This window comes from Hydrogenophaga sp. (assembly GCF_011390835.1).
GTDB lineage: Bacteria > Pseudomonadota > Gammaproteobacteria > Burkholderiales > Burkholderiaceae_C > Hydrogenophaga.
On the sequence record NZ_JAABRQ010000006.1, the window covers coordinates 106,909 to 124,624 of the forward strand.

Consider the following 17,716-nt stretch of genomic DNA (forward strand, 5'->3'; position numbering starts at 1 on the left):
TCCCGGTGGCTGGCTTACACTGGGTCGACGATTCAAGGCGCACGCACCCGGCTTCTGGGTAGCGCCTCACAGGACAGCCATGCACGACGGAACCGAACCCGACCACGACACGCAACACGAGCCCCGCAGGCGCGTCAAGGGCATCTACATGGTGCCCAACATGATCACGCTGGCGGCCTTGTTTGGAGGCTTTTATGCCATCGTCATGGCGATGAACGGGCGCTTCGAGCTGGCCACGGTCGCCATCTTTGTGTCCATGGTGCTCGACAGCCTGGATGGGCGGGTGGCGCGCATGACCAACACCCAGAGCGCCTTCGGCGAACAGATGGATTCGCTTTCCGACATGGTCTCGTTCGGCGCCGCGCCGGCCCTGGTGGCCTACATCTGGGCGCTCAGTACCCTGGGTCGCTGGGGATGGATCGCCGCGTTTGTGTATTGCGCCTGCGCCGCGCTGCGGCTGGCCCGTTTCAACGTGAACACCGCCGTCGTGGACAAGCGCTATTTCCAGGGCCTGCCGTCGCCAGCGGCTGCGGCCCTGGTGGCCGGCTTCATCTGGCTCATGACGGACCTCGAGTACCCGGCAGCCGATGTGCGTTGGGCGATGTTCGCCATCACCCTGTTTGCCGGCTTGACCATGGTCACCAACGTGCCCTTCTACAGCTTCAAGGACCTGAGCCTGAAGAAGAGCGTTCCGTTCGCCTCCATCGTGTTGGTCGCACTGGGCATTGCGGTCATCAACATCCACCCGCCAACGGTGGTGTTTGTCCTGTTCGTGATCTATGGCCTGTCGGGCTACGCCATCTACGGCTGGCGCAAGGCCAAGGGCAGGCCCACCAGCGTGATCAGCACGTCCACCGACGAGCCTGAAGAGCGCGGTCTGCACGAATAGCGTGTGGCGATCGGCTCCATGGGGTTTTCCAACCGTACCCGCACAGGCCTTTGTGATACATTGCATCACATGAATCGTGTTTCGTTCTCGCTACTACTGGGTGTCCATCACGGGCATGTCTGGTAACGCGCGAGCGAATTTCCACAACGGCCCGTTTGCATCCGCAGCGGGCCGTTCTGTTTTGGGCTGCGGATTGTTCCCAGCCCTTCGAGGCAGCCACCGGAGAGTCCCATGACCGACAAGCTCATCATTTTTGACACCACCTTGCGCGATGGCGAGCAGTCGCCTGGCGCCTCCATGACCAAGGACGAGAAGCTGCGCATAGCACGCCAGCTCGAGCGCCTCAAGGTGGACGTGATCGAGGCCGGATTTGCCGCCAGCTCCAACGGCGATTTTGATTGTGTGCAGGCGATTGCCAACACCATCAAGGACTCCACCGTGTGTTCGCTGGCGCGCGCCAATGACCGCGACATTTCGCGCGCGGCTGAAGCGCTCAAGGGCGCCAACCGCGCCCGCATCCACACCTTCATCGCCACCAGCGAACTCCATATGGAGAAGAAGCTGCGCATGACGCGCCAGCAGGTGCTGGAGCAGGCCATCCAGTCGGTGCGTTTCGCTCGCAATCTGGTCGATGACATCGAGTTCAGCCCGGAGGACGGCTACCGCAGTGATCCGGACTTCCTCTGCCAGGTGCTGGAAGCGGTGATCAAAGAGGGCGCGACCACCCTCAACATCCCCGATACCGTGGGCTACGCGATTCCCGAGCTTTACGGCGAGTTCATCCGCAGCCTGCGCGAGCGCGTGCCCAACTCAGACAAAGCGATCTGGTCGGTGCATTGCCACAACGATCTGGGCATGGCGGTGGCCAATTCGCTGGCCGGCGTGAAGATCGGTGGTGCGCGGCAGGTGGAGTGCACCATCAACGGCCTGGGCGAGCGGGCGGGCAACTGCTCGCTGGAAGAGATCGTGATGGCGGTGCGCACGCGCCGCGACTATTTCCAGCTCGACGTGGGAGTGGATGCCACGCAGATCGTGCCAGCCAGCCGCATGGTCAGCCAGACCACCGGCTTTGTGGTGCAGCCCAACAAGGCGGTGGTCGGCGCCAATGCCTTTGCCCACGCCAGCGGCATCCACCAGGACGGTGTGCTCAAGGCCCGCGACACCTACGAAATCATGCGCGCCGAAGACGTGGGCTGGGCTGCGAACAAGATCGTGCTGGGCAAGCTGAGCGGGCGCAATGCGTTCAAGCAGCGCCTGCAGGACCTGGGCATCGAGATGGCATCGGAGAGCGAAATCAACACCGCGTTTGCGGCGTTCAAGGAGCTTGCCGATCGCAAGAGCGAGATCTTTGACGAAGACATCCTGGCCCTGTGCAGTGACGAGAGCGTGACCGCCGAAAAAGAGCAGTACGGCCTGGTGTCGCTGTCTCAACACAGTGAAACCGGCGAACGGCCCCATGCCGAAGTGGTGTTCACGATCGCTGGCAAGGAGTACATGGGCGCTTCGGACGGCAACGGCCCGGTGGACGCCTCGCTCAAAGCGATCGAGCACCACGTCAAGAGCGGTGCCGAGCTGGTGCTTTATTCGGTCAACGCCATCACCAGTGGCTCGACCGAGAGCCAAGGCGAGGTGACCGTGCGCCTGCAACACAGCGGGCGGGTGGTGAACGGCGTGGGGGCCGATCCGGACATCGTGGTCGCCTCCGCCAAGGCATATCTGAGCGCTTTGAACAAGCTGCAAAGTAAGGCCGACCGGGTCGCAGCACAGGGATAAGTTGTTACAAATCAAGCGTTTAGCGTGAGGAGCTTGATTGATCACTGGAATTGCTTGCCAAAGGCAGCGCAATTCCAGCTTTAATTGAGCAAAATTTCACAAGCGATTGATATTGCTAGTTTTTTCTTGATCTCCTATACTCCACACCAGCACAACCCTGTTGGCTGGAGTGGACCCATGATCTTTCGCGCTTCTCGCTTACAAAAAGCATTGAAAGTTACCGCCTGCGCGGTTCTGGGTCTGGCCCTGAGTGTTCCGTTGTTGGGACAGGCGGCAACCGCAAATAAAAAGGTGGCGGCCAAGAAGCAGGTGGCAGCCAAGGTGGTCACCACCAAAAAGGCCACCAAGGCCCCCACCAGCAAAACGGCCAAGCGCGACCAGGCCACCACGGCGAAGGCTTCCAGCGGCAGCAAGAAAGGCGCGAGCCTTCGCAAAGCTGAGAGCCGTCAACAGGCAAAAAAGGCCGCCCAGCGTGGGCAGAACACGCGCGTTGCCAAGAGCAAACAAGGCACGGCGATGAAGACCGTGGCCAGCAAGCGCGCGGTGTCGACTTCGGTGATGAAGGTGTCGGCGCCAGCCCGTCTGACGAATGGCGAGCGGCTTGGCCTGCGCAGCTCCGACGATCCGCTCGACCTCAACTCCAGCGTCGCGCTGGTGGTGGACCAGGACACCGGTGAAGTGCTGTTCAGCAAGAACGAGTCGGCGGTGCTGCCGATCGCATCACTCACCAAGCTCATGACTGGCCTGGTGATCGCCGACGCCAACCTGCCGATGGACGAGATGATCACCATAACCCAGGACGATGTGGATACCTACAAGGGCAGCCGTTCGCGCCTGGCGGTGGGGACCACGCTGAGCCGGGGCGAGCTCATGCACCTGTCCCTCATGTCCAGCGAGAACCGGGCTGCGCATGCTCTGGGGCGCACCTACCCGGGCGGTATGCAGGAGTTTGTGCGCCTGATGAACGACAAGGCACGCGAACTCGGCATGAAGGACACGCGCTACGTGGAGCCCACCGGCCTGCTCAGCTGGAACCAGTCCAGCGCGCGCGATCTGGCCCTGCTGGTGTCGGTCGCTTACGAGCGCCCTATCCTGCGCCAGTTGTCCACCTCACCCAGCCACCAACTCGACGTGGGCCAGCGCACGCTGCAGTACAACAACTCCAACCGCCTGATTCGCAACGCGGACTGGGACATCGGCCTGCAAAAGACCGGCTACATCTCTGAGGCCGGTCGCTGCTTGGTGATGCAGGCAAAGATCTCCGGGCGCAAACTGATCATGGTGTTCCTGGACTCCACTGGCAAGCTCAGCCGTTCACAGGACGCCGAGCGGGTGCGCCGTTGGGTCGAGGCCCAAAGCATTCAGGCGCTCTTTGCCCGCCCGCAAGGCTGACCGATCTCAACTCAGCCATCAAATCAAAAAAACGGTCCTTCGGGACCGTTTTTGTTGGGCGGCCGCAGCTTGCGCCGTTCAGGAGCCCGGGCTCATGCCCCTGATCGCCTGGGGGCAGCCCAGAGCGGTCGAGATGTCGGCCGCAGTGGTGCGCAGCTTGGGCAGCCAGCTGTCGTCCAGTCGGTCGGCTGGCGCCGAGATCGAAAGGCCCGCCACCAGCTTGTTCTGATCGTCGTAGATGCCGGCAGCCATGCAGCGCACGCCCAGCTCCAGTTCTTCGTTGTCCCGGGCGACGCCGGCTTGCCGGCACTGGAGCAGCTCGCGCTCCAGGCTGCTGAGCTGGGTGAGGCTGTTGCGTGTATTGCCGGCGAGGCCGGTGCGCGCGGCATAGGCCCTGACCCGTTGTGGGTCTTCAACCGAGAGAAATAGCTTGCCCACCGAGGTCAGGTGCAGTGGCGCGCGCCCGCCAATGGCGCGCACCACCTGCATGCCGGAGCGTTCGCTGTAGGCCCGCTCAACGTAAACAATCTCGTCCCCCTGGCGCACGCTGAGGTTCACCGGTTGCTGAATCAGCTTGTGCAGTTCACGCATGGGTTGCAGCGCGGCATCGCGCACGCTCAGGCGCGCCTTGACCAGATTGCCCAGCTCAAGCAGCCTCATGCCTAAGCGGTAGCTGCCGGCTTCGGGGCGATCGACGAATCGCCCGATGGTGAGGTCGTTCAGGATGCGGTGGGCAGTGGACGGATGCAAGCCCGTCTTTTCGCTGATTTCCTTCAGCGAGACCGAATCTTCCCGCGAAGCCAGGACCTCCAGCAAGTTGAACATGCGCTCCATTACCTGAACGGTGGGGGTCGCGGGGAGGTGGTCGGAGCGTTTGGTCATAGGCAAATCAGGTTGACCGTATTTTACAAGATGAAATCTCGCTGTCTGCGTCGCAGGCAGCAACTCGCCTAGGCGAGACCATTGCCGGTCAGCCCGATGCCTGCCAGTGGCCGTCCTGCAGCAGCTCATGGGGTCGGAAACTGGCCTTGTAGTTCATCTTGCCGCTCTGCTCGATCCAGTAGCCCAGATAAACATGGGGCAGCTGCAGGGAGCGCGCCTGCTCTATCTGCCACAGGACGCTGTAGGTTCCGTAGCTGGCACCTGCATCGGGCTCGTAGAAGGTGTAGACCGCTGACAGGCCGTCATTGAGAACGTCGACGATGGACACCATCTTCAGCTGCTCAGGCCGCTGGTCTGTGGCTGGTACAAAAAACTCGACCAGACGCGAATTGACCCGACTCTGCAGCAGAAACTGAGTGTACTGGTCGATGCTGTCGTGGTCCATGCCGCCGCCGGCGTGCCGGCTGTTCTGGTAACGCAGGTAGAGCTGGTAGTGTTCGGGCACAAAACAGAGCTTGAGCACGCGCGTCTGCAAGCCGTGATGCTGGGCCAGGCAGCGGCGCTGGCTGCGGCTGGGTGCAAAGCGTTCCACCGGCACCCGCAACGGCACGCAAGCCTGACAACCGTCGCAATACGGCCGGTAGGTGAACATGCCACTGCGCCGAAAGCCATGGGTGACGAGGTCGGAATAGGCGTCGTTGTGGATCAGGTGGCTGGGCGTGGCCACCTGCGAGCGGGCCTGTCGGCCTTGCAGGTAACTGCAGGGGTAGGGCGCCGTGGCATAAAACTGCAGCGCCTGAAGCGGAAGTTCTTTGAGGTGCGTCACGCGGAAAACTGGCCTTCACCCAAGAGAGAATTCCAGTATAGAGGCTGGAATTCCCACCGGGGAGCCGGGTGCTGCAAGCCCATTCGAAGGTGTCGGCAGAACTGGTCTCGTGGCATCGGGCGCGCCCCAAGCGAGGCCAGGTGCGGTGTCTCCTGCTGGCAATCGATCAGCGGCATGTCGTGCGCCAGGCAGAACGCGATCAGGGCCGCCAGCGCGATCTTGGACGCGTCGCTCTGCCGGCTGAACATCGACTCTCCATAGACCATGCGGCCCAGGTTAACCCCATACAGGCCACCCGCCAGCTCACCGTCGATCCAGGTTTCCACGCTGTGGGCAACGCCCGCAGCCGCCAGGCGGGTGTAGGCCTGCGCCATCGCAGGCAGGATCCAGGTGCCGACCTGACCGTCGCGCGGCGCGTGGGCACAGGCCTGGATCACCCGCGAAAAATGGCGGTCCATGCGGATCTCCAGCCGCTGTTCGCGCAGCAGCTTGCTGATCGTCTTGCGCAACGAACGGTGCAGCCGGAAATCGCTCACGCTCAGCACCATACGGGGATGGGTGCTCCACCACAGGATGGGTTGACCGGCGCTGTACCAGGGGAAGATGCCTTGCGAATACGCTGCGATCAGGGTCGGCACATCCAGCACGCCTCCGGCGGCCAGCAAGCCGGGCGCGGGATCGTGTTCGCCCCAGGCCTGCTCGACAGGGGGAAAGGCTTGACCGGGTTCCAGCCAGGGCAGGACGGCGGAGGGCGGTGACTGCGACATGCGCCTATTGTGAAGGGCTGCTTGCGTCCCCTTCAACCTCCGGACGGTGGACGAGGCTCAAGCTTTCCCTGGGCGCCGAGGCATCACCAGCCACCAGAGCAGCAGTGCGCCCAGGATGCCCACGGCGTCAGCGAGCAGGTCCAGCCAGTCGCCGGTTCGCCAGCCTGAAGCACCCTGCGCGAGTTCAATCGCCGCCCCGAACAGCAGCAAGCCCACGGGCAGGCGCCATCGGGCCTGGGCGTAGGCGAACAGACCGATTCCGGTCAGCACGGCAAAGCCGAGAGCGTGCTGGGCCTTGTCCCACCAGGCGAAGACCGTAGGCAGGCGGTCGCCAGGCAGCAGCGACAGCACCACGATCGCAAGCAGACAGGCCCAGAAGGCCGTGCGGCGGACTGCGAGAGAAAAGAGGTTCATGTAAGGGTGGTGGGGTCAGCCTGCCCGAGCAGGCGCCCATGAAAAAAGCACCTGAACCGTGCCGCTCAAGTGCTTTTTGCGTGTGTGGGTGGCTCCCCGACCTGGACTCGAACCAGGGACCTGCGGATTAACAGTCCGTCGCTCTACCAACTGAGCTATCAGGGAACAGCCTCAAATTATAGTGCGATTTTGCGTCGATTCAGGCAGAAGCTGCATTTTCACCGCCAGGATATCGTGCGGTAGCCGGAAAGCACAAGGCCCTCGCTGGGAGGGCCTGCGCGTGGTGGCGGTGAAACCGCTCAGTCGAATACGGGCGATTCCACGCCGAGCACCTTGTGCAGCTTCGGGCTGGTGGTGGTGTACTGAAGAAACACCTTCTTGTCGGGGAAGATGATGGGCATGGCGCCAAAGGCCGCCAGTGCGCACTCGTGAAAACCCGAGAGGATGAGCTTTTTCTTGCCGGGGTAGGTGTTGATGTCGCCCACGGCGAAGATGCCGGGCACACTGGTGGAGAACTTCTCGGTGTCCACCACCAGCTGCTTGCGTTCGATTTCAAGGCCCCACTCGGCAATGGGCCCGAGTTTGGGCGAGAGGCCGAAGAACACCAGCAATACGTCCAGCGGCACCACGCGCGTTACGCCGTCGGAGCCGGTGACCTTCACGCCGACCAGCTTGCCGCCTTTTTCCTCGTAGCCGGTGATCTGGCCCACAATGAACTGCATCTCGTACTGTTCGCACAGCTCGCGCATCTTGGCCACGCTGGCCGGCGCTGCCTTGAAGCCGTCGCGGCGGTGGATGAGGATCACGCTCTCGGCCTTGTTGGGGCCTTCGGCGACGAAGTTCAGCGTCCAGTCCAGTGCCGAGTCGCCGCCGCCCACGATCACCAGATTCTTGCCAGCAAAGTCGGCCGGGTTCTTGACGCGGTAAAAAAGCTGCGAGGCGTCGAACTGATCCAGACCATCGACCTTGAGCAAGCGCGGCTGGAAGGCGCCGACGCCCGCGGCGATGAAGATGGTCTTGGTGAGAAAGCGCGTGCCCTTGGACGTTTCGACGTAGAAGCGACCGTCGCCCTGCTTGTCGACCTTCACCACTTCCTGCCCAAGATGGAAAGTCGCGCCAAAGGGCTCGATCTGCTTGAGCAGGCTGTCGGTCAGTTCCTGGCCGGTGCACACCGGGATAGCCGGGATGTCGTAAATCGGCTTGTCCGGGTACAGCTCCACCGGCTGGCCACCGGGGTAGGCCAGCGAGTCGATGACGTGAGCCTTGATTTCCAGCAGGCCGAGCTCAAACACCTGAAACAGGCCCACCGGGCCTGCGCCAACGATCACGGCATCGGTCTCGATCGGACCATCGTGCGCGCAGGCCGTGTCCATCACCTCTTGATTCAATTTCGGTTCCATGGCGAATTCAGCGGATCATTTCAGACAACTTGCCCGTGCGGTCTTTCCAGTCGTCGGCGTCGGGTAAGGGCTCTTTGCGCTTCGTGATGCTCTTCCAGGTGGGCAGGCGCGACAACTCTTCGTTGAGTGCCGTCATGTGCAGCTGGTCTTTCGGCAGGTCTTCTTCGGCGTAGATCGCACTCACCGGGCACTCGGGGATGCACACGGCACAGTCGATGCACTCGTCCGGATCGATGGTGAGGAAATTGGGGCCTTCGCGAAAACAGTCCACGGGGCAGACATCCACACAATCGGTGTATTTGCAGCGGATGCAGGATTCGGTGACGACGTGGGTCATGGTGAGCAGTGGGAGAGGCAAAAGACCAGATTTTAGGGTTTTCGTGAGGTTAAGGCCGGGTCAAGCCCCTTGCCTTGACATAAGTTAAGGGTGATGGCGCCCGATCAGCGCACCAGAACCGCTCCCGAGGTGCGGTGACTGGCGGCATCCACCAGCACCATCGAACCCAGTGCTCGCGATCTCACGAAAGGCAACGTGATCAGCGGTTGCTGCAACGAAAGCACCACGTGGCCGATGGCGTTGGGTGCCAGTTCAGCGGTGGTTTGCTGGCTCAGCGTCTGGATGTCGATTTGGTATTCGATGCGGCTCACCCGCGCCTTGACCCAACGGTGCCCGTGCAGGGCCCAGTACACCCGCGAGGGCAGCAGCGGCTCGTCGTCGAGCCAGGCCACGGTGGCGCGAATTTCTCGGGTGGGCACCAGCTCGCCACCGACCGCATCTTGGGCGAGCAGCCAGTCGCCGCGCGACACATCCACTTCGCGGTCCAGCACGATGCCCGCACTCAACCCGGCCTGGCGATCGCCCGGTTGGCGCACGTGGTCGAGCACCTGGGCTACGATGGCGCTCTGCCCACTCGGCATGACCTGAACCATTTGCCCAGGGCTCGCGCTGCCGGTGGCTACCCGGCCCCAGAACACGCGCCGGCTTTGGCTGGTGCCGGATGAAAAGGAACGATGCGCCGCCAGCCCGCCCCAAGACGCATCAGCCCTCTCGGGCGGCAGCGGACCCTGCGCAGCGGGGAGCGAGGGGGCACCCAAGCCGCCGCCGGGCCGCCCCAAGTCGGCTTGCGCTCCCTTGGGGAGCGTCTGGGCACCAGGTTTTTCTACCCATTGCACTGGAAATGTCAGGGGTAGCTCCACATCGGCCGGGGTCACAGGCAGGTGTTCCAGGATGGCCAACAGGGTAGGGCCGCCGTAGCCGCACCAATTGGCTTCATGCGCCGGATCCACCACGTTCGATCCCTTGAGAGCTGACACCGGCACGGTGGCCGTGACCTGCAGGCCGGCCGCCAGCGCGAAGGCAGTGATGGCAGCCCGGATGTGGGTGAAGGCCACCGTCGGGTCGTCGACCGCGTCGAGCTTGTTCACCGCAAACACGATGGAGGGCACACGGAGCAGCTGCAGCAACAGGCTGTGGCGCCTTGTCTGGCTCAGCAGTTGCAGGCCGGCATCGCGCCAGTCGAGCTTGGTGGCATCGACCAGCACCACGGCCGCGTCGGCGCTGGATGCAGCGGTGACCATGTTGCGGGTGTATTGCTCATGGCCGGGCGCGTCACCGATGATGAACTTGCGGGTTTGGGTGTTGAAGTAGCGGTACGCCACATCGATGGTGATACCTTGCTCGCGCTCGGCCGACAAACCGTCGGTCAACAAGGCGAGATCGGTTTCTCCCTGGCGCTGCACGCCCGCGAGGTGGTCTTGCAGCACCGCCTTGCTGTCGACCAGCAAGCGACCGATCAGGGTGCTCTTGCCGTCGTCCACCGAACCGCAGGTGATGAACTTCAGGGCCGGGCGGGTGGCGACAGGACCGAGGGCATCGACAGGCTCAGCCTGAACGGATGGGAGTGTGCTCATGAAAGATGGTCCGAGTGAGTTGTCTGAAGCCAGGGCGCCGCAGATCCGGCTGTGCTGGTTCGCCAGCGCCGCCTCCTTGGCGGGGGGCGTAGAGGGCGGCGCGGGGGTGGGCTATTTCCTCAGAAATAGCCATCCTTCTTCCGCTTTTCCATCGAAGCGTCCGACGTCTTGTCGTCCATGCGCGTGGCGCCGCGCTCGCTCACATCGGTGGCCAGAGTCTCGATGACAATGTCGCTTGCGGTGGTGGCCAGGCTTTCGACCGGGCAGGTGCAGGTGATATCTCCCACAGTGCGAAAGCGCACCTGGCGCACCTGCACCGTTTCGCCGTCTTGGGCCGGGGTGAGTTCGGTGACGGGCACCAGCAGGCCGCGGCGGTCGACCACTTCACGCGGGTGAGAGTAGTAGATCGAGGGCAGGGCGATGTTTTCGCGCGCAATGTATTGCCACACGTCGAGCTCGGTCCAGTTGCTGATGGGAAACACGCGGAAGTGTTCGCCGCTCGCCAGGCGCGTGTTGAACAGCGTCCACAGTTCCGGGCGCTGCGCCTTGGGCTGCCATTGGCCGAAGTTGTCTCGGTGCGAAAACATACGCTCTTTGGCTCGTGCCTTTTCCTCGTCGCGACGCGCGCCGCCGATCAGGGCGTCAAAGCCGAATTCCTCGATCGCTTCGAGCAGGGTCACCGACTGGTGCACATTGCGGCTCTCGCCCGTATGGGCCAGTCGCACAGTGCCGCGTTGCATGGAGTCTTCGACGTGGCGCACGATGAGCTGGGCCTGCAGCTCGGCGGCGCGCTGGTCGCGGAAGTCCGTCACCTCGGCGAAGTTGTGGCCGGTGTCGATCATCAGCAGCGGATAGGGGATGCGGCCCGCGCCGAACGCTTTTTCGGCGCAGCGCAGCATCACCAGCGAATCCTTACCGCCGGAGAACAGCAGGGCGGGGCGCTCAAAAGCGGCAGCCACTTCGCGCAGGATGAAGATGGTTTCTTCTTCCAGCGCATCCAGGTGACCGCTGCTCAAGTGGTGGTCGGCGGTTTGCAGCAGTGCGGTGTCGGTGCGGGCGTTCATGCGGGGGAGGTCTCGGATGGCGGCAGGGAGGTCGTGGCGGGCTGGACATGCAGTCCACACTCTTTGAGGTCGCTGCTCTCCCACCACCAGCGGCCAGCGCGGAAGTCTTCACCGACGGCGATCGCGCGGGTGCAGGGCACGCAGCCGATGCTGGGGAAAAAGCGGTCGTGCAAGGCGTTGTGGTCGAGCTGGTGGCGGGCGATGAAATGCCAGACGTCGCCCCAGGTCCAGTCCGCCAGCGGGTTGACCTTGATCCGCTCGGCTTCCTGCACGACGTCGGGCACTGCGGCACGGTCGCTGGACTGCTCTCGGCGCAAACCCGTGATCCAGCCGCCTTTGCCCGCCAACGCGCGCGCCAGCGGCTCCATCTTGCGGATGTCGCAGCACTGTTTGCGAAGCGCCACGTTCTGGTACATCGCTTCTTCGCCATGCTGGCGCACAAACTTGATCACCGACTCGTTGCGAGGCCGGTACACCTCCACGCTGCGGCTGTAGCGCTGCTCGATCTTCCCGATCAGGGCCAGGGTTTCGGTGTGCAGCTTGCCGGTGTCGAGCACAAACACACCCGACTCGATGCCCGCCAGGTGGACCAGGTGGGTCACCACCATGTCTTCGGCACCCAGGCTGGAGGCCTGGGTGAGCGGACCATGGGCCTCGGCCACGCGCTTGAGCAGCGCGATCGCCTGGGCTTGACGCGCATCGAACTGCGGCGAAGGCTGGTTGTAGAGCAAGAGGGCGGACATGCGTATGCCTTACGCAGTCGCTTGAGCAAAGCGTGGAAGAACCTGGGTGGCGTCGCCCTGGTAGTGGCCAGCATTGGTGCTCAGCAAGCGCCTTCCATGTGCTGCATCCTGGTCGGCGCGCAACACGGCCTGGCTGAATCCACTGCGCCGCATTTGCGGCAACTGGTCGATCAGTACGTCACCGGTGGCGCGGATCTCACCGGCAAAGCCGAGGCGGCGGCGCAGCAAAAAGGCCTGGCTGAAGGCACGACCGTCGCTGAACACCGGAAAGTGCAGCTCCACGGTGTGCACGCAGGTCAGATCGGCCAGACGCGGGTCAGCGTCGTTGGACAGCACCAGGGTGCCTGGTGCCTCGGCGGACGGGGCGCCAACAGAGAGAAGTTGGAGGGATTGAGTCATGGCGATCACACGACAGCGGGCGTGCGGGCGGTGACCACGCGCACCGAGTTAGCGGCCTGTTTGAAGGGATCCAGTCCCACGCGCTGCAGCGTGGTGGTGAAGGTTTCGTGTTCGGTGCGCTGGAGGCGGTAGGTGTCGAGCAGCGCTTCGACCACGTCGGCCACCTCAGCGGCTGCAAATGAGGGACCGATGACTTTGCCCGGCACGGCTTCGCCCGACAGGCGCGTGCCGTCAGACCCGCCCAGCGTGACCTGGTACCACTCCTGGCCATCCTTGTCGACACCGAGGATGCCGATGTGACCACTGTGGTGGTGGCCGCAGGAGTTGATGCAGCCGCTGATGTGCAGGTCGATCTCGCCCAGGTCGTGCAGCTCGTCCAGATCCTGGTAGCGAGCGATCAAGGCCTGTGCGATTGGCAGCGACCGCGCGTTGGCCAGGTCGCAAAAATCGCCACCCGGGCAGGCGATCATGTCGGTGAGCAGCCCGATGTTGGGCTTGGCCAGGCTCAGGCGGCGCGCTTCGCGCCAGAGCTCGGGCAGCTGGTCGCAGCGCACCCAGGGCAGTAGCAGGTTCTGTTCGTGGGTCACGCGGGCTTCGCCGGCCGAGAACTGTTCGGCCAGGTCGGCCGCGCGGTCGAGCTGGTCAGCCGTGGCGTCGCCCGGCGCCGAGCCCAGGCGCTTGAACGAGAGCGTGACGGCACGCAGGTCGGGGTTCTGGTGTGGCTTGACGTTTTGCGTCAGCCAGCGGCCGAACTCCAGGTCGTCCTCGGCGGCGGCTTTGAGGATGTGGGCGATCTTGGCGTCGGCGCTCTTGCGGTCGCAGTTGAGTGCGGGCGGCACGAACGAGGCGCTCACGCGGTCGAGCTCAGCCTGAGTGATGGTGTGGGGCGCGCCGTCCTGCTCGACGATGGCGCGGTACTCAACCTCGACCTGATCGGTGAACGCCTGTCCCTCGGCTTTCACGAGGATCTTGATGCGGGCTTTGTACTTGTTGTCGCGCCGGCCAAACCGGTTGTAGGCGCGGACCACGGCCTCCAGGTAGTTCAGCACCTGGTGCCAGGGCAGGAACTCGCGAATCACGCTGCCAATGATGGGTGTGCGGCCCATGCCACCGCCCACACGGACCTGAAAGCCCAGGTCGCCGTCGACATTGCGCAGCAGCCGCAGGCCCAGATCGTGCCAGGCCGTTGCGGCCCGGTCTTCCCGGGCGCCGGTGATGGCGATCTTGAACTTGCGCGGCAAGAAGGCGAACTCAGGGTGCAGCGTGCTCCACTGGCGCAGGATTTCGGCGAACGGGCGTGGGTCGGCCACCTCGTCGACCGCGATGCCGGCGAGCGCGTCACTGGTGATGTTGCGGATGCAATTGCCGCTGGTTTGAATACCGTGCATGTCCACCGTCGCGAGCAGGTCCATCACATCGGCCGATCGTTGCAGGGGAATCCAGTTGAACTGAAGGTTTTGCCGCGTGGTGAAGTGGGCGCAGCGGTCGGGCAGGGTGCCGATCTCGGCCAGGCCCGCCACCGCATGGGTCGTGTCGTGGTCCTCCTTGTGGTCGAACTCGCGGGCGATGCGAGCCAGCACGCGCAGCTGCTGGCTCGAGACCTCGCCGTATGGCACGGCCACCCGCAGCATGGGGGCGAAGCGCTGCACATACCAGCCGTTCTGCAGACGCAGCGGCTTGAACTCGTCTTCCAGCAGGCGGCCGTCCAGGCGGCGCTCCAGCTGGTCTCGGTATTGCGCCGCGCGCTGGTGGACCAACTGGCGGTCGAAATCGGTGTACTGGTACATGGTGGGCCATCAATCAGAGGGTGATCAGCTTGGTGCCGGCATAGGCCAGCAGCAGCGAGAGCAGGGAGCGCACCAGACGCTCGGGGGTGTGGTGCATGAGGCGGGTGCCCAACCAGATGCCGGGTAGGGAACCGATGAGCAGCTTGCCCAGCAGCGACCAGTCGACCGAACCCAGGCTGGCGTGGCCCAGGCCGGCGACCAGGGTCAGCGGCACGGCGTAGGCGATGTCGGCGGCCACGATGCGCGGCAAGGGCAGCAGAGGAAACAACAGCATCAAGGCCGACACACCGATGGCACCCGCGCCGACTGAAGTCAGCGTGACCAGGGTGCCGATGACCAGGCCAAACAGCACCGGCAGGCTCCAGTGGCGCGGCTGGCTGGCGGCTGCGAGTTCGGATCCGTTGAGGGTGCGGGGCAATTGCGAGCCTCGTGCGGCTTTGTAGAACATGGCTGCGGCGGTGAGCAGCAGCGCCAAGCCCAGCGTGTGCGTCATGACCGATTGCACCGCGTCGCTCGCCGGCCCTATCCAGCGCAGCACCATCAAGGTGGCGATCGCCGCCGGCAGGCTGCCCACACTCAGCAGGCCCACCACCCGCCAAGGGACAAGGTGCTGGCGCGCCAGGTTCACCGTGCCGCCGAGCTTGGTGAAAGCGGCGAACAACAGGTCGGTGCCCACCGCCAGGTAGGGCTTGACCCCAAAGAAGAAAATCAGAATGGGGGTCATGAGCGACCCACCGCCCACACCGGTGAGGCCCACGATGAGGCCCACGGCGAAACCGGCGATGATGATGGCGAAATCAGGCATGCCCGGACTCTACGAAGCCAGACTTATTCTGTAAACGACATGTTTTTCATTCACATATAGCCAGGATGAATAAAGAGCTCCGTGACGCAGCACACGCCACCGCGACTTGCGGTGGACCTCGACAGTCGCCGCCAATTGGCGCCTTGGCCTGCGGGGCTTAACATGCCGCCCATGCACAAACAGCGGATCTTTGTCAGCGTGGTCGGTTTCTCCGACGTGGAACGCCATGCGCTGAACACCGTTTTCCGCCTGTCCGAAGATCGCGACCTTGCCTATGCCCCCTGGGCGCCGATGCTTGCGCCAGGCGCGGATGTGCCGGTGGCGGCCGCGCATGTGGCGCTGGTGGACGGCGAGAGTGCCGAGGCGGTGCTGGTGCATGCCCGTGAATTGCCACAGGGGCAGCGCCTGATCTGGGTCGGCCCCGATGCGCCTGAACAAGCCTGGCGGGTGATGCAGCGGCCGATCCAGTGGTCCGACGTGCTCACCGATCTGGACGCGGTGTACGCGGCCCGGCAGGTGGATTCGGGGCTGCTGGATCTCGACATTACTTCGCCGTCCCCGCTGGAGGGCCTGGACTTCGATTCGCCCGACCTGCGCAAGCGGGCCTTGCTGGTGGGTCTGGATGTGCAGGAAGCGATGTACCTGCGGTCGCGGCTGGCCCTGTCCGATGTGGTCGAGGTCGACGACACGCAGGACACCGACGCCGCACTGGCCCTGATCGGGCGCAACCGCTATTGCTGTGGCGTGTTCAACCTGGACGACCACCAGGTGGATGCCTGGTCGCTGGCGCGCCTGTTTCGCGATCGTTTTCCCCAGGCCATCACGATTGCCCTCAGCGAGACGGCTGGCCCCCTGGGTGACTGGTGGAATCGCCGGCGCATCCGGCGCAACACCCAGCGCGCCGGCATCTCGGCGCTGCTGGCCCGCCCGCTGCAGCCGCGAGAACTTTCGCAGTGGATGGATCTGCTTTAGACATGGTGTTCACGGCGCGCGGTGCTCGGCTTGGCTTTTGCGGGATGAGGGGCGAGGGGCGAGGGGCGAGGGGCGAATTCCAGGGTGAGCCTGGACGGCTCACCCGAATTCACAACGAAGCGCATCACCCGCAAAACCGCGGCACGCCAGCCCTCCCGTTTGGGATCCGAATGCGCTTGGCGGGCGCTTTGAACACCATTCTTAGCTCGCCTGTCGTTTGGACAGCTTCCAGGCAAACCGCGCTGGGTCCAGCGCGCGCACCAGATCGGGCTCAGTGTCATCCGCCGCGCCATCGATCTGGCGGGCCAGCCGCTCGGCACACCAGTGCGCCAGGCTCAGGCCGCGTGATCCCAGCGCCGTGAACAGGTAGAGCCCAGGCAGGCGCGGCGCTTCGGACACCGACAGCCGACCCCGGCGCGAGCCGGCCGCTTGCATCCAGGCCTGCAGCGCGACTTGGTCGGGCACAGAGCCCACCAGCGGCAGGCGGTCCAGCGAAGCGCATCGCACGCCAGCCCAACCCAACAATTGGTCAGCGACCATGGCGGCTTGAAACTGCTCGGCGGCCTTGGGCAGCATGGCCGCCAGACTGCGTGCGTTGTCCAGGTGGCCTTGTTCGGTGACGACAGTGTCGTCGGCCCCTCGCACGTAGGTGGAGCCCATGGCCCAGAGGGTTGACGGCCAGTGCGGCGGCAAACCGCTGTCCTCATAGCGCGGAACAAACACGCCCGACTGGCGCTGAGGACGAGGTGCCCATTCGCTACCCACCAGCGCGCCCAGACTCATCTGCCCTTTGACAGGACGCAGCGGCCACCCAGCCGGGTCGGCTTGTGGTGCCAAAGACAAGAGCAACTCCCTGCTGCCGTGGGCCGAAGCCATCACCACCACTGGTGCTGAGCCCAGCAGCTGCCCTTGCTCATCGAGCACCCGCCAGCCCGACGTGTCGCTGTCGGCACGCTGCAATCGAGCCACTGTCGCGTTCCACACCGTGTCAAGTCGTCCCAGCGCCTGGGCCTCATGCAGCCAGGCATTCACCAGCGCCCCGGGCCGCACCAGCGCGGCCGGCCAGCGACCGCGGTCGTGATCAAGGTTGTCCACCTCGCAGGGCCCCCAGCCGGCACCGGGCGGTATGAGACGCGCCAGCTCGCGCCGCGTGTCGGCCACGCCGAGCGCGCTCAGGCGCGAAAGAGGGGTGGGCGCGCGGGTGACGTGGGGGCTGAGCATGCCCACTGGCAGAGCGGACGCAGCCTGGGCCGGACCGCTCGCGGCATCGATCAGGGTGATGCGCCAGCCGCGCCGGGCGAGCGCCACGCTCGCTGCAGCGCCCGCCAGCCCCGCGCCGATCACCAGCGCGCGTGAATCTGCTGGCGAGATCACGGGGAGGGCAAGATCATCGCGCGCCGTCGTTGCGGCGGGCGCCAGGACTCAACCCTGGGCGGGAGGGGGCACGTAGCCCGCAGCCGCGTCGGCGCCTTCGCCGAAGAAGTGCTTTTCCATCTGGCGGGCGAGGTACTGGCGCGCGCGCGCGTCGGCCAGATTGAGCCGGTTTTCGTTGAGCAACATGGTCTGGTGCTTGAGCCAGTCGGCCCAGGCCTGTTTGCTCACGCCCTCGAAAATACGCTTGCCGAGTTCGCCGGGGTAGGGTGGAAAGTCCAGGCCTTCGGCCTCTTTGCCGAGCTTGATGCAGTTGACGGT

General features: G+C 64.3%; 18 protein-coding genes and 1 tRNA gene. 4 read left to right on the top strand and 15 right to left on the bottom strand.

Going from position 1 to position 17,716, the window contains the following annotated elements; translation table 11 throughout:
- Positions 1–79: 79 nt before the first annotated feature.
- The 3 genes from pssA (at position 80) to GPT34_RS05795 (ending at position 4,054) form a co-directional block, all read left to right on the top strand.
- Complete coding sequence (pssA, locus tag GPT34_RS05785) at positions 80–889, top strand: CDP-diacylglycerol--serine O-phosphatidyltransferase (protein ID WP_291010303.1); 810 nt, start codon at positions 80–82, stop codon at positions 887–889.
- Between the two features lie 231 nt (positions 890–1,120).
- Entirely contained in the window at positions 1,121–2,662 is a 1,542-nt protein-coding gene (locus tag GPT34_RS05790; protein ID WP_291010304.1) for a 2-isopropylmalate synthase, read from the top strand.
- Between the two features lie 177 nt (positions 2,663–2,839).
- On the top strand, positions 2,840–4,054 hold the full coding sequence (locus GPT34_RS05795) for a serine hydrolase (RefSeq protein WP_291010305.1): 1,215 nt from the start codon (positions 2,840–2,842) through the stop codon (positions 4,052–4,054).
- Positions 4,055–4,132: 78 nt separating this feature from the next.
- Here GPT34_RS05795 and GPT34_RS05800 read toward each other — a convergent pair whose 3' ends face one another.
- From GPT34_RS05800 to GPT34_RS05860, 13 genes are all read right to left on the bottom strand, one after another.
- Entirely contained in the window at positions 4,133–4,936 is an 804-nt protein-coding gene (locus GPT34_RS05800) for an IclR family transcriptional regulator (protein WP_291010306.1), read from the bottom strand.
- Positions 4,937–5,024: 88 nt separating this feature from the next.
- Positions 5,025–5,762, bottom strand: coding sequence for an arginyltransferase (locus GPT34_RS05805; RefSeq protein ID WP_291010307.1), 738 nt, complete (start codon positions 5,760–5,762; stop codon positions 5,025–5,027).
- A complete protein-coding gene (gene aat / locus GPT34_RS05810; protein ID WP_291010308.1) occupies positions 5,759–6,529 on the bottom strand; it encodes a leucyl/phenylalanyl-tRNA--protein transferase in 771 nt (256 codons plus the stop codon). Before aat ends, GPT34_RS05805 begins: the two co-directional genes overlap by 4 nt.
- A gap of 57 nt (positions 6,530–6,586) precedes the next feature.
- Positions 6,587–6,943 carry a VanZ family protein gene (locus tag GPT34_RS05815; RefSeq protein WP_291010309.1) on the bottom strand — a complete coding sequence of 119 codons (357 nt, stop codon included), beginning with the start codon at positions 6,941–6,943 and terminating at the stop codon, positions 6,587–6,589.
- 89 nt (positions 6,944–7,032) lie between these two features.
- Positions 7,033–7,108, bottom strand: a tRNA-Asn gene (locus GPT34_RS05820).
- Between the two features lie 134 nt (positions 7,109–7,242).
- Entirely contained in the window at positions 7,243–8,343 is a 1,101-nt protein-coding gene (locus GPT34_RS05825) for an NAD(P)/FAD-dependent oxidoreductase (protein ID WP_291010310.1), read from the bottom strand.
- Between the two features lie 7 nt (positions 8,344–8,350).
- Positions 8,351–8,680, bottom strand: a complete 330-nt coding sequence (gene fdxA, locus GPT34_RS05830; protein ID WP_291010311.1) for a ferredoxin FdxA — start codon at positions 8,678–8,680, stop codon at positions 8,351–8,353.
- Between the two features lie 104 nt (positions 8,681–8,784).
- On the bottom strand, positions 8,785–10,254 hold the full coding sequence (locus GPT34_RS05835) for a GTP-binding protein (RefSeq protein ID WP_291010312.1): 1,470 nt from the start codon (positions 10,252–10,254) through the stop codon (positions 8,785–8,787).
- A 119-nt stretch (positions 10,255–10,373) separates the two neighbouring features.
- Entirely contained in the window at positions 10,374–11,318 is a 945-nt protein-coding gene (gene cysD / locus GPT34_RS05840) for a sulfate adenylyltransferase subunit CysD (RefSeq protein ID WP_291010313.1), read from the bottom strand.
- Positions 11,315–12,061 (bottom strand): phosphoadenylyl-sulfate reductase, encoded by a 747-nt coding sequence (locus GPT34_RS05845; protein ID WP_291010314.1) that lies wholly within the window; start codon positions 12,059–12,061, stop codon positions 11,315–11,317. Before GPT34_RS05845 ends, cysD begins: the two co-directional genes overlap by 4 nt.
- A gap of 9 nt (positions 12,062–12,070) precedes the next feature.
- The gene (locus GPT34_RS05850) at positions 12,071–12,460 is read right to left on the bottom strand and encodes a DUF934 domain-containing protein (protein WP_291010315.1); all 390 of its coding nucleotides are present in this window, start codon (positions 12,458–12,460) and stop codon (positions 12,071–12,073) included.
- Between the two features lie 5 nt (positions 12,461–12,465).
- Complete coding sequence (locus GPT34_RS05855) at positions 12,466–14,247, bottom strand: nitrite/sulfite reductase (protein ID WP_291010316.1); 1,782 nt, start codon at positions 14,245–14,247, stop codon at positions 12,466–12,468.
- 13 nt (positions 14,248–14,260) lie between these two features.
- On the bottom strand, positions 14,261–15,052 hold the full coding sequence (locus GPT34_RS05860; protein WP_291010317.1) for a sulfite exporter TauE/SafE family protein: 792 nt from the start codon (positions 15,050–15,052) through the stop codon (positions 14,261–14,263).
- 171 nt (positions 15,053–15,223) lie between these two features.
- Between GPT34_RS05860 and GPT34_RS05865 the strand changes: the two genes are divergently transcribed.
- Positions 15,224–16,024 (top strand): hypothetical protein, encoded by an 801-nt coding sequence (locus GPT34_RS05865; RefSeq protein ID WP_291010318.1) that lies wholly within the window; start codon positions 15,224–15,226, stop codon positions 16,022–16,024.
- Positions 16,025–16,225: 201 nt separating this feature from the next.
- On the opposite strand, the gene GPT34_RS05870 is transcribed toward GPT34_RS05865, so the two are convergent.
- On the bottom strand, positions 16,226–17,398 hold the full coding sequence (locus tag GPT34_RS05870; protein WP_291010319.1) for an FAD-dependent oxidoreductase: 1,173 nt from the start codon (positions 17,396–17,398) through the stop codon (positions 16,226–16,228).
- A gap of 48 nt (positions 17,399–17,446) precedes the next feature.
- A partial coding sequence (locus GPT34_RS05875) for an oxidative damage protection protein (RefSeq protein WP_291010320.1) occupies positions 17,447–17,716 on the bottom strand: 270 nt, incomplete at its 5' end.

What these genes read in the sequence shown, in the direction of transcription:
- pssA (WP_291010303.1), top strand. Translation starts at nt 80, where the DNA reads ATGCACGACGGAACCGAACCCGACCACGACACGCAACACGAGCCCCGC.
- GPT34_RS05790 (WP_291010304.1), top strand. Translation starts at nt 1,121, where the DNA reads ATGACCGACAAGCTCATCATTTTTGACACCACCTTGCGCGATGGCGAG.
- GPT34_RS05795 (WP_291010305.1), top strand. Translation starts at nt 2,840, where the DNA reads ATGATCTTTCGCGCTTCTCGCTTACAAAAAGCATTGAAAGTTACCGCC.
- GPT34_RS05800 (WP_291010306.1), bottom strand. Translation starts at nt 4,936, where the DNA reads ATGACCAAACGCTCCGACCACCTCCCCGCGACCCCCACCGTTCAGGTA.
- aat (WP_291010308.1), bottom strand. Translation starts at nt 6,529, where the DNA reads ATGTCGCAGTCACCGCCCTCCGCCGTCCTGCCCTGGCTGGAACCCGGT.
- GPT34_RS05815 (WP_291010309.1), bottom strand. Translation starts at nt 6,943, where the DNA reads ATGAACCTCTTTTCTCTCGCAGTCCGCCGCACGGCCTTCTGGGCCTGT.
- GPT34_RS05825 (WP_291010310.1), bottom strand. Translation starts at nt 8,343, where the DNA reads ATGGAACCGAAATTGAATCAAGAGGTGATGGACACGGCCTGCGCGCAC.
- fdxA (WP_291010311.1), bottom strand. Translation starts at nt 8,680, where the DNA reads ATGACCCACGTCGTCACCGAATCCTGCATCCGCTGCAAATACACCGAT.
- GPT34_RS05835 (WP_291010312.1), bottom strand. Translation starts at nt 10,254, where the DNA reads ATGAGCACACTCCCATCCGTTCAGGCTGAGCCTGTCGATGCCCTCGGT.
- cysD (WP_291010313.1), bottom strand. Translation starts at nt 11,318, where the DNA reads ATGAACGCCCGCACCGACACCGCACTGCTGCAAACCGCCGACCACCAC.
- GPT34_RS05845 (WP_291010314.1), bottom strand. Translation starts at nt 12,061, where the DNA reads ATGTCCGCCCTCTTGCTCTACAACCAGCCTTCGCCGCAGTTCGATGCG.
- GPT34_RS05850 (WP_291010315.1), bottom strand. Translation starts at nt 12,460, where the DNA reads ATGACTCAATCCCTCCAACTTCTCTCTGTTGGCGCCCCGTCCGCCGAG.
- GPT34_RS05855 (WP_291010316.1), bottom strand. Translation starts at nt 14,247, where the DNA reads ATGTACCAGTACACCGATTTCGACCGCCAGTTGGTCCACCAGCGCGCG.
- GPT34_RS05860 (WP_291010317.1), bottom strand. Translation starts at nt 15,052, where the DNA reads ATGCCTGATTTCGCCATCATCATCGCCGGTTTCGCCGTGGGCCTCATC.
- GPT34_RS05865 (WP_291010318.1), top strand. Translation starts at nt 15,224, where the DNA reads ATGCACAAACAGCGGATCTTTGTCAGCGTGGTCGGTTTCTCCGACGTG.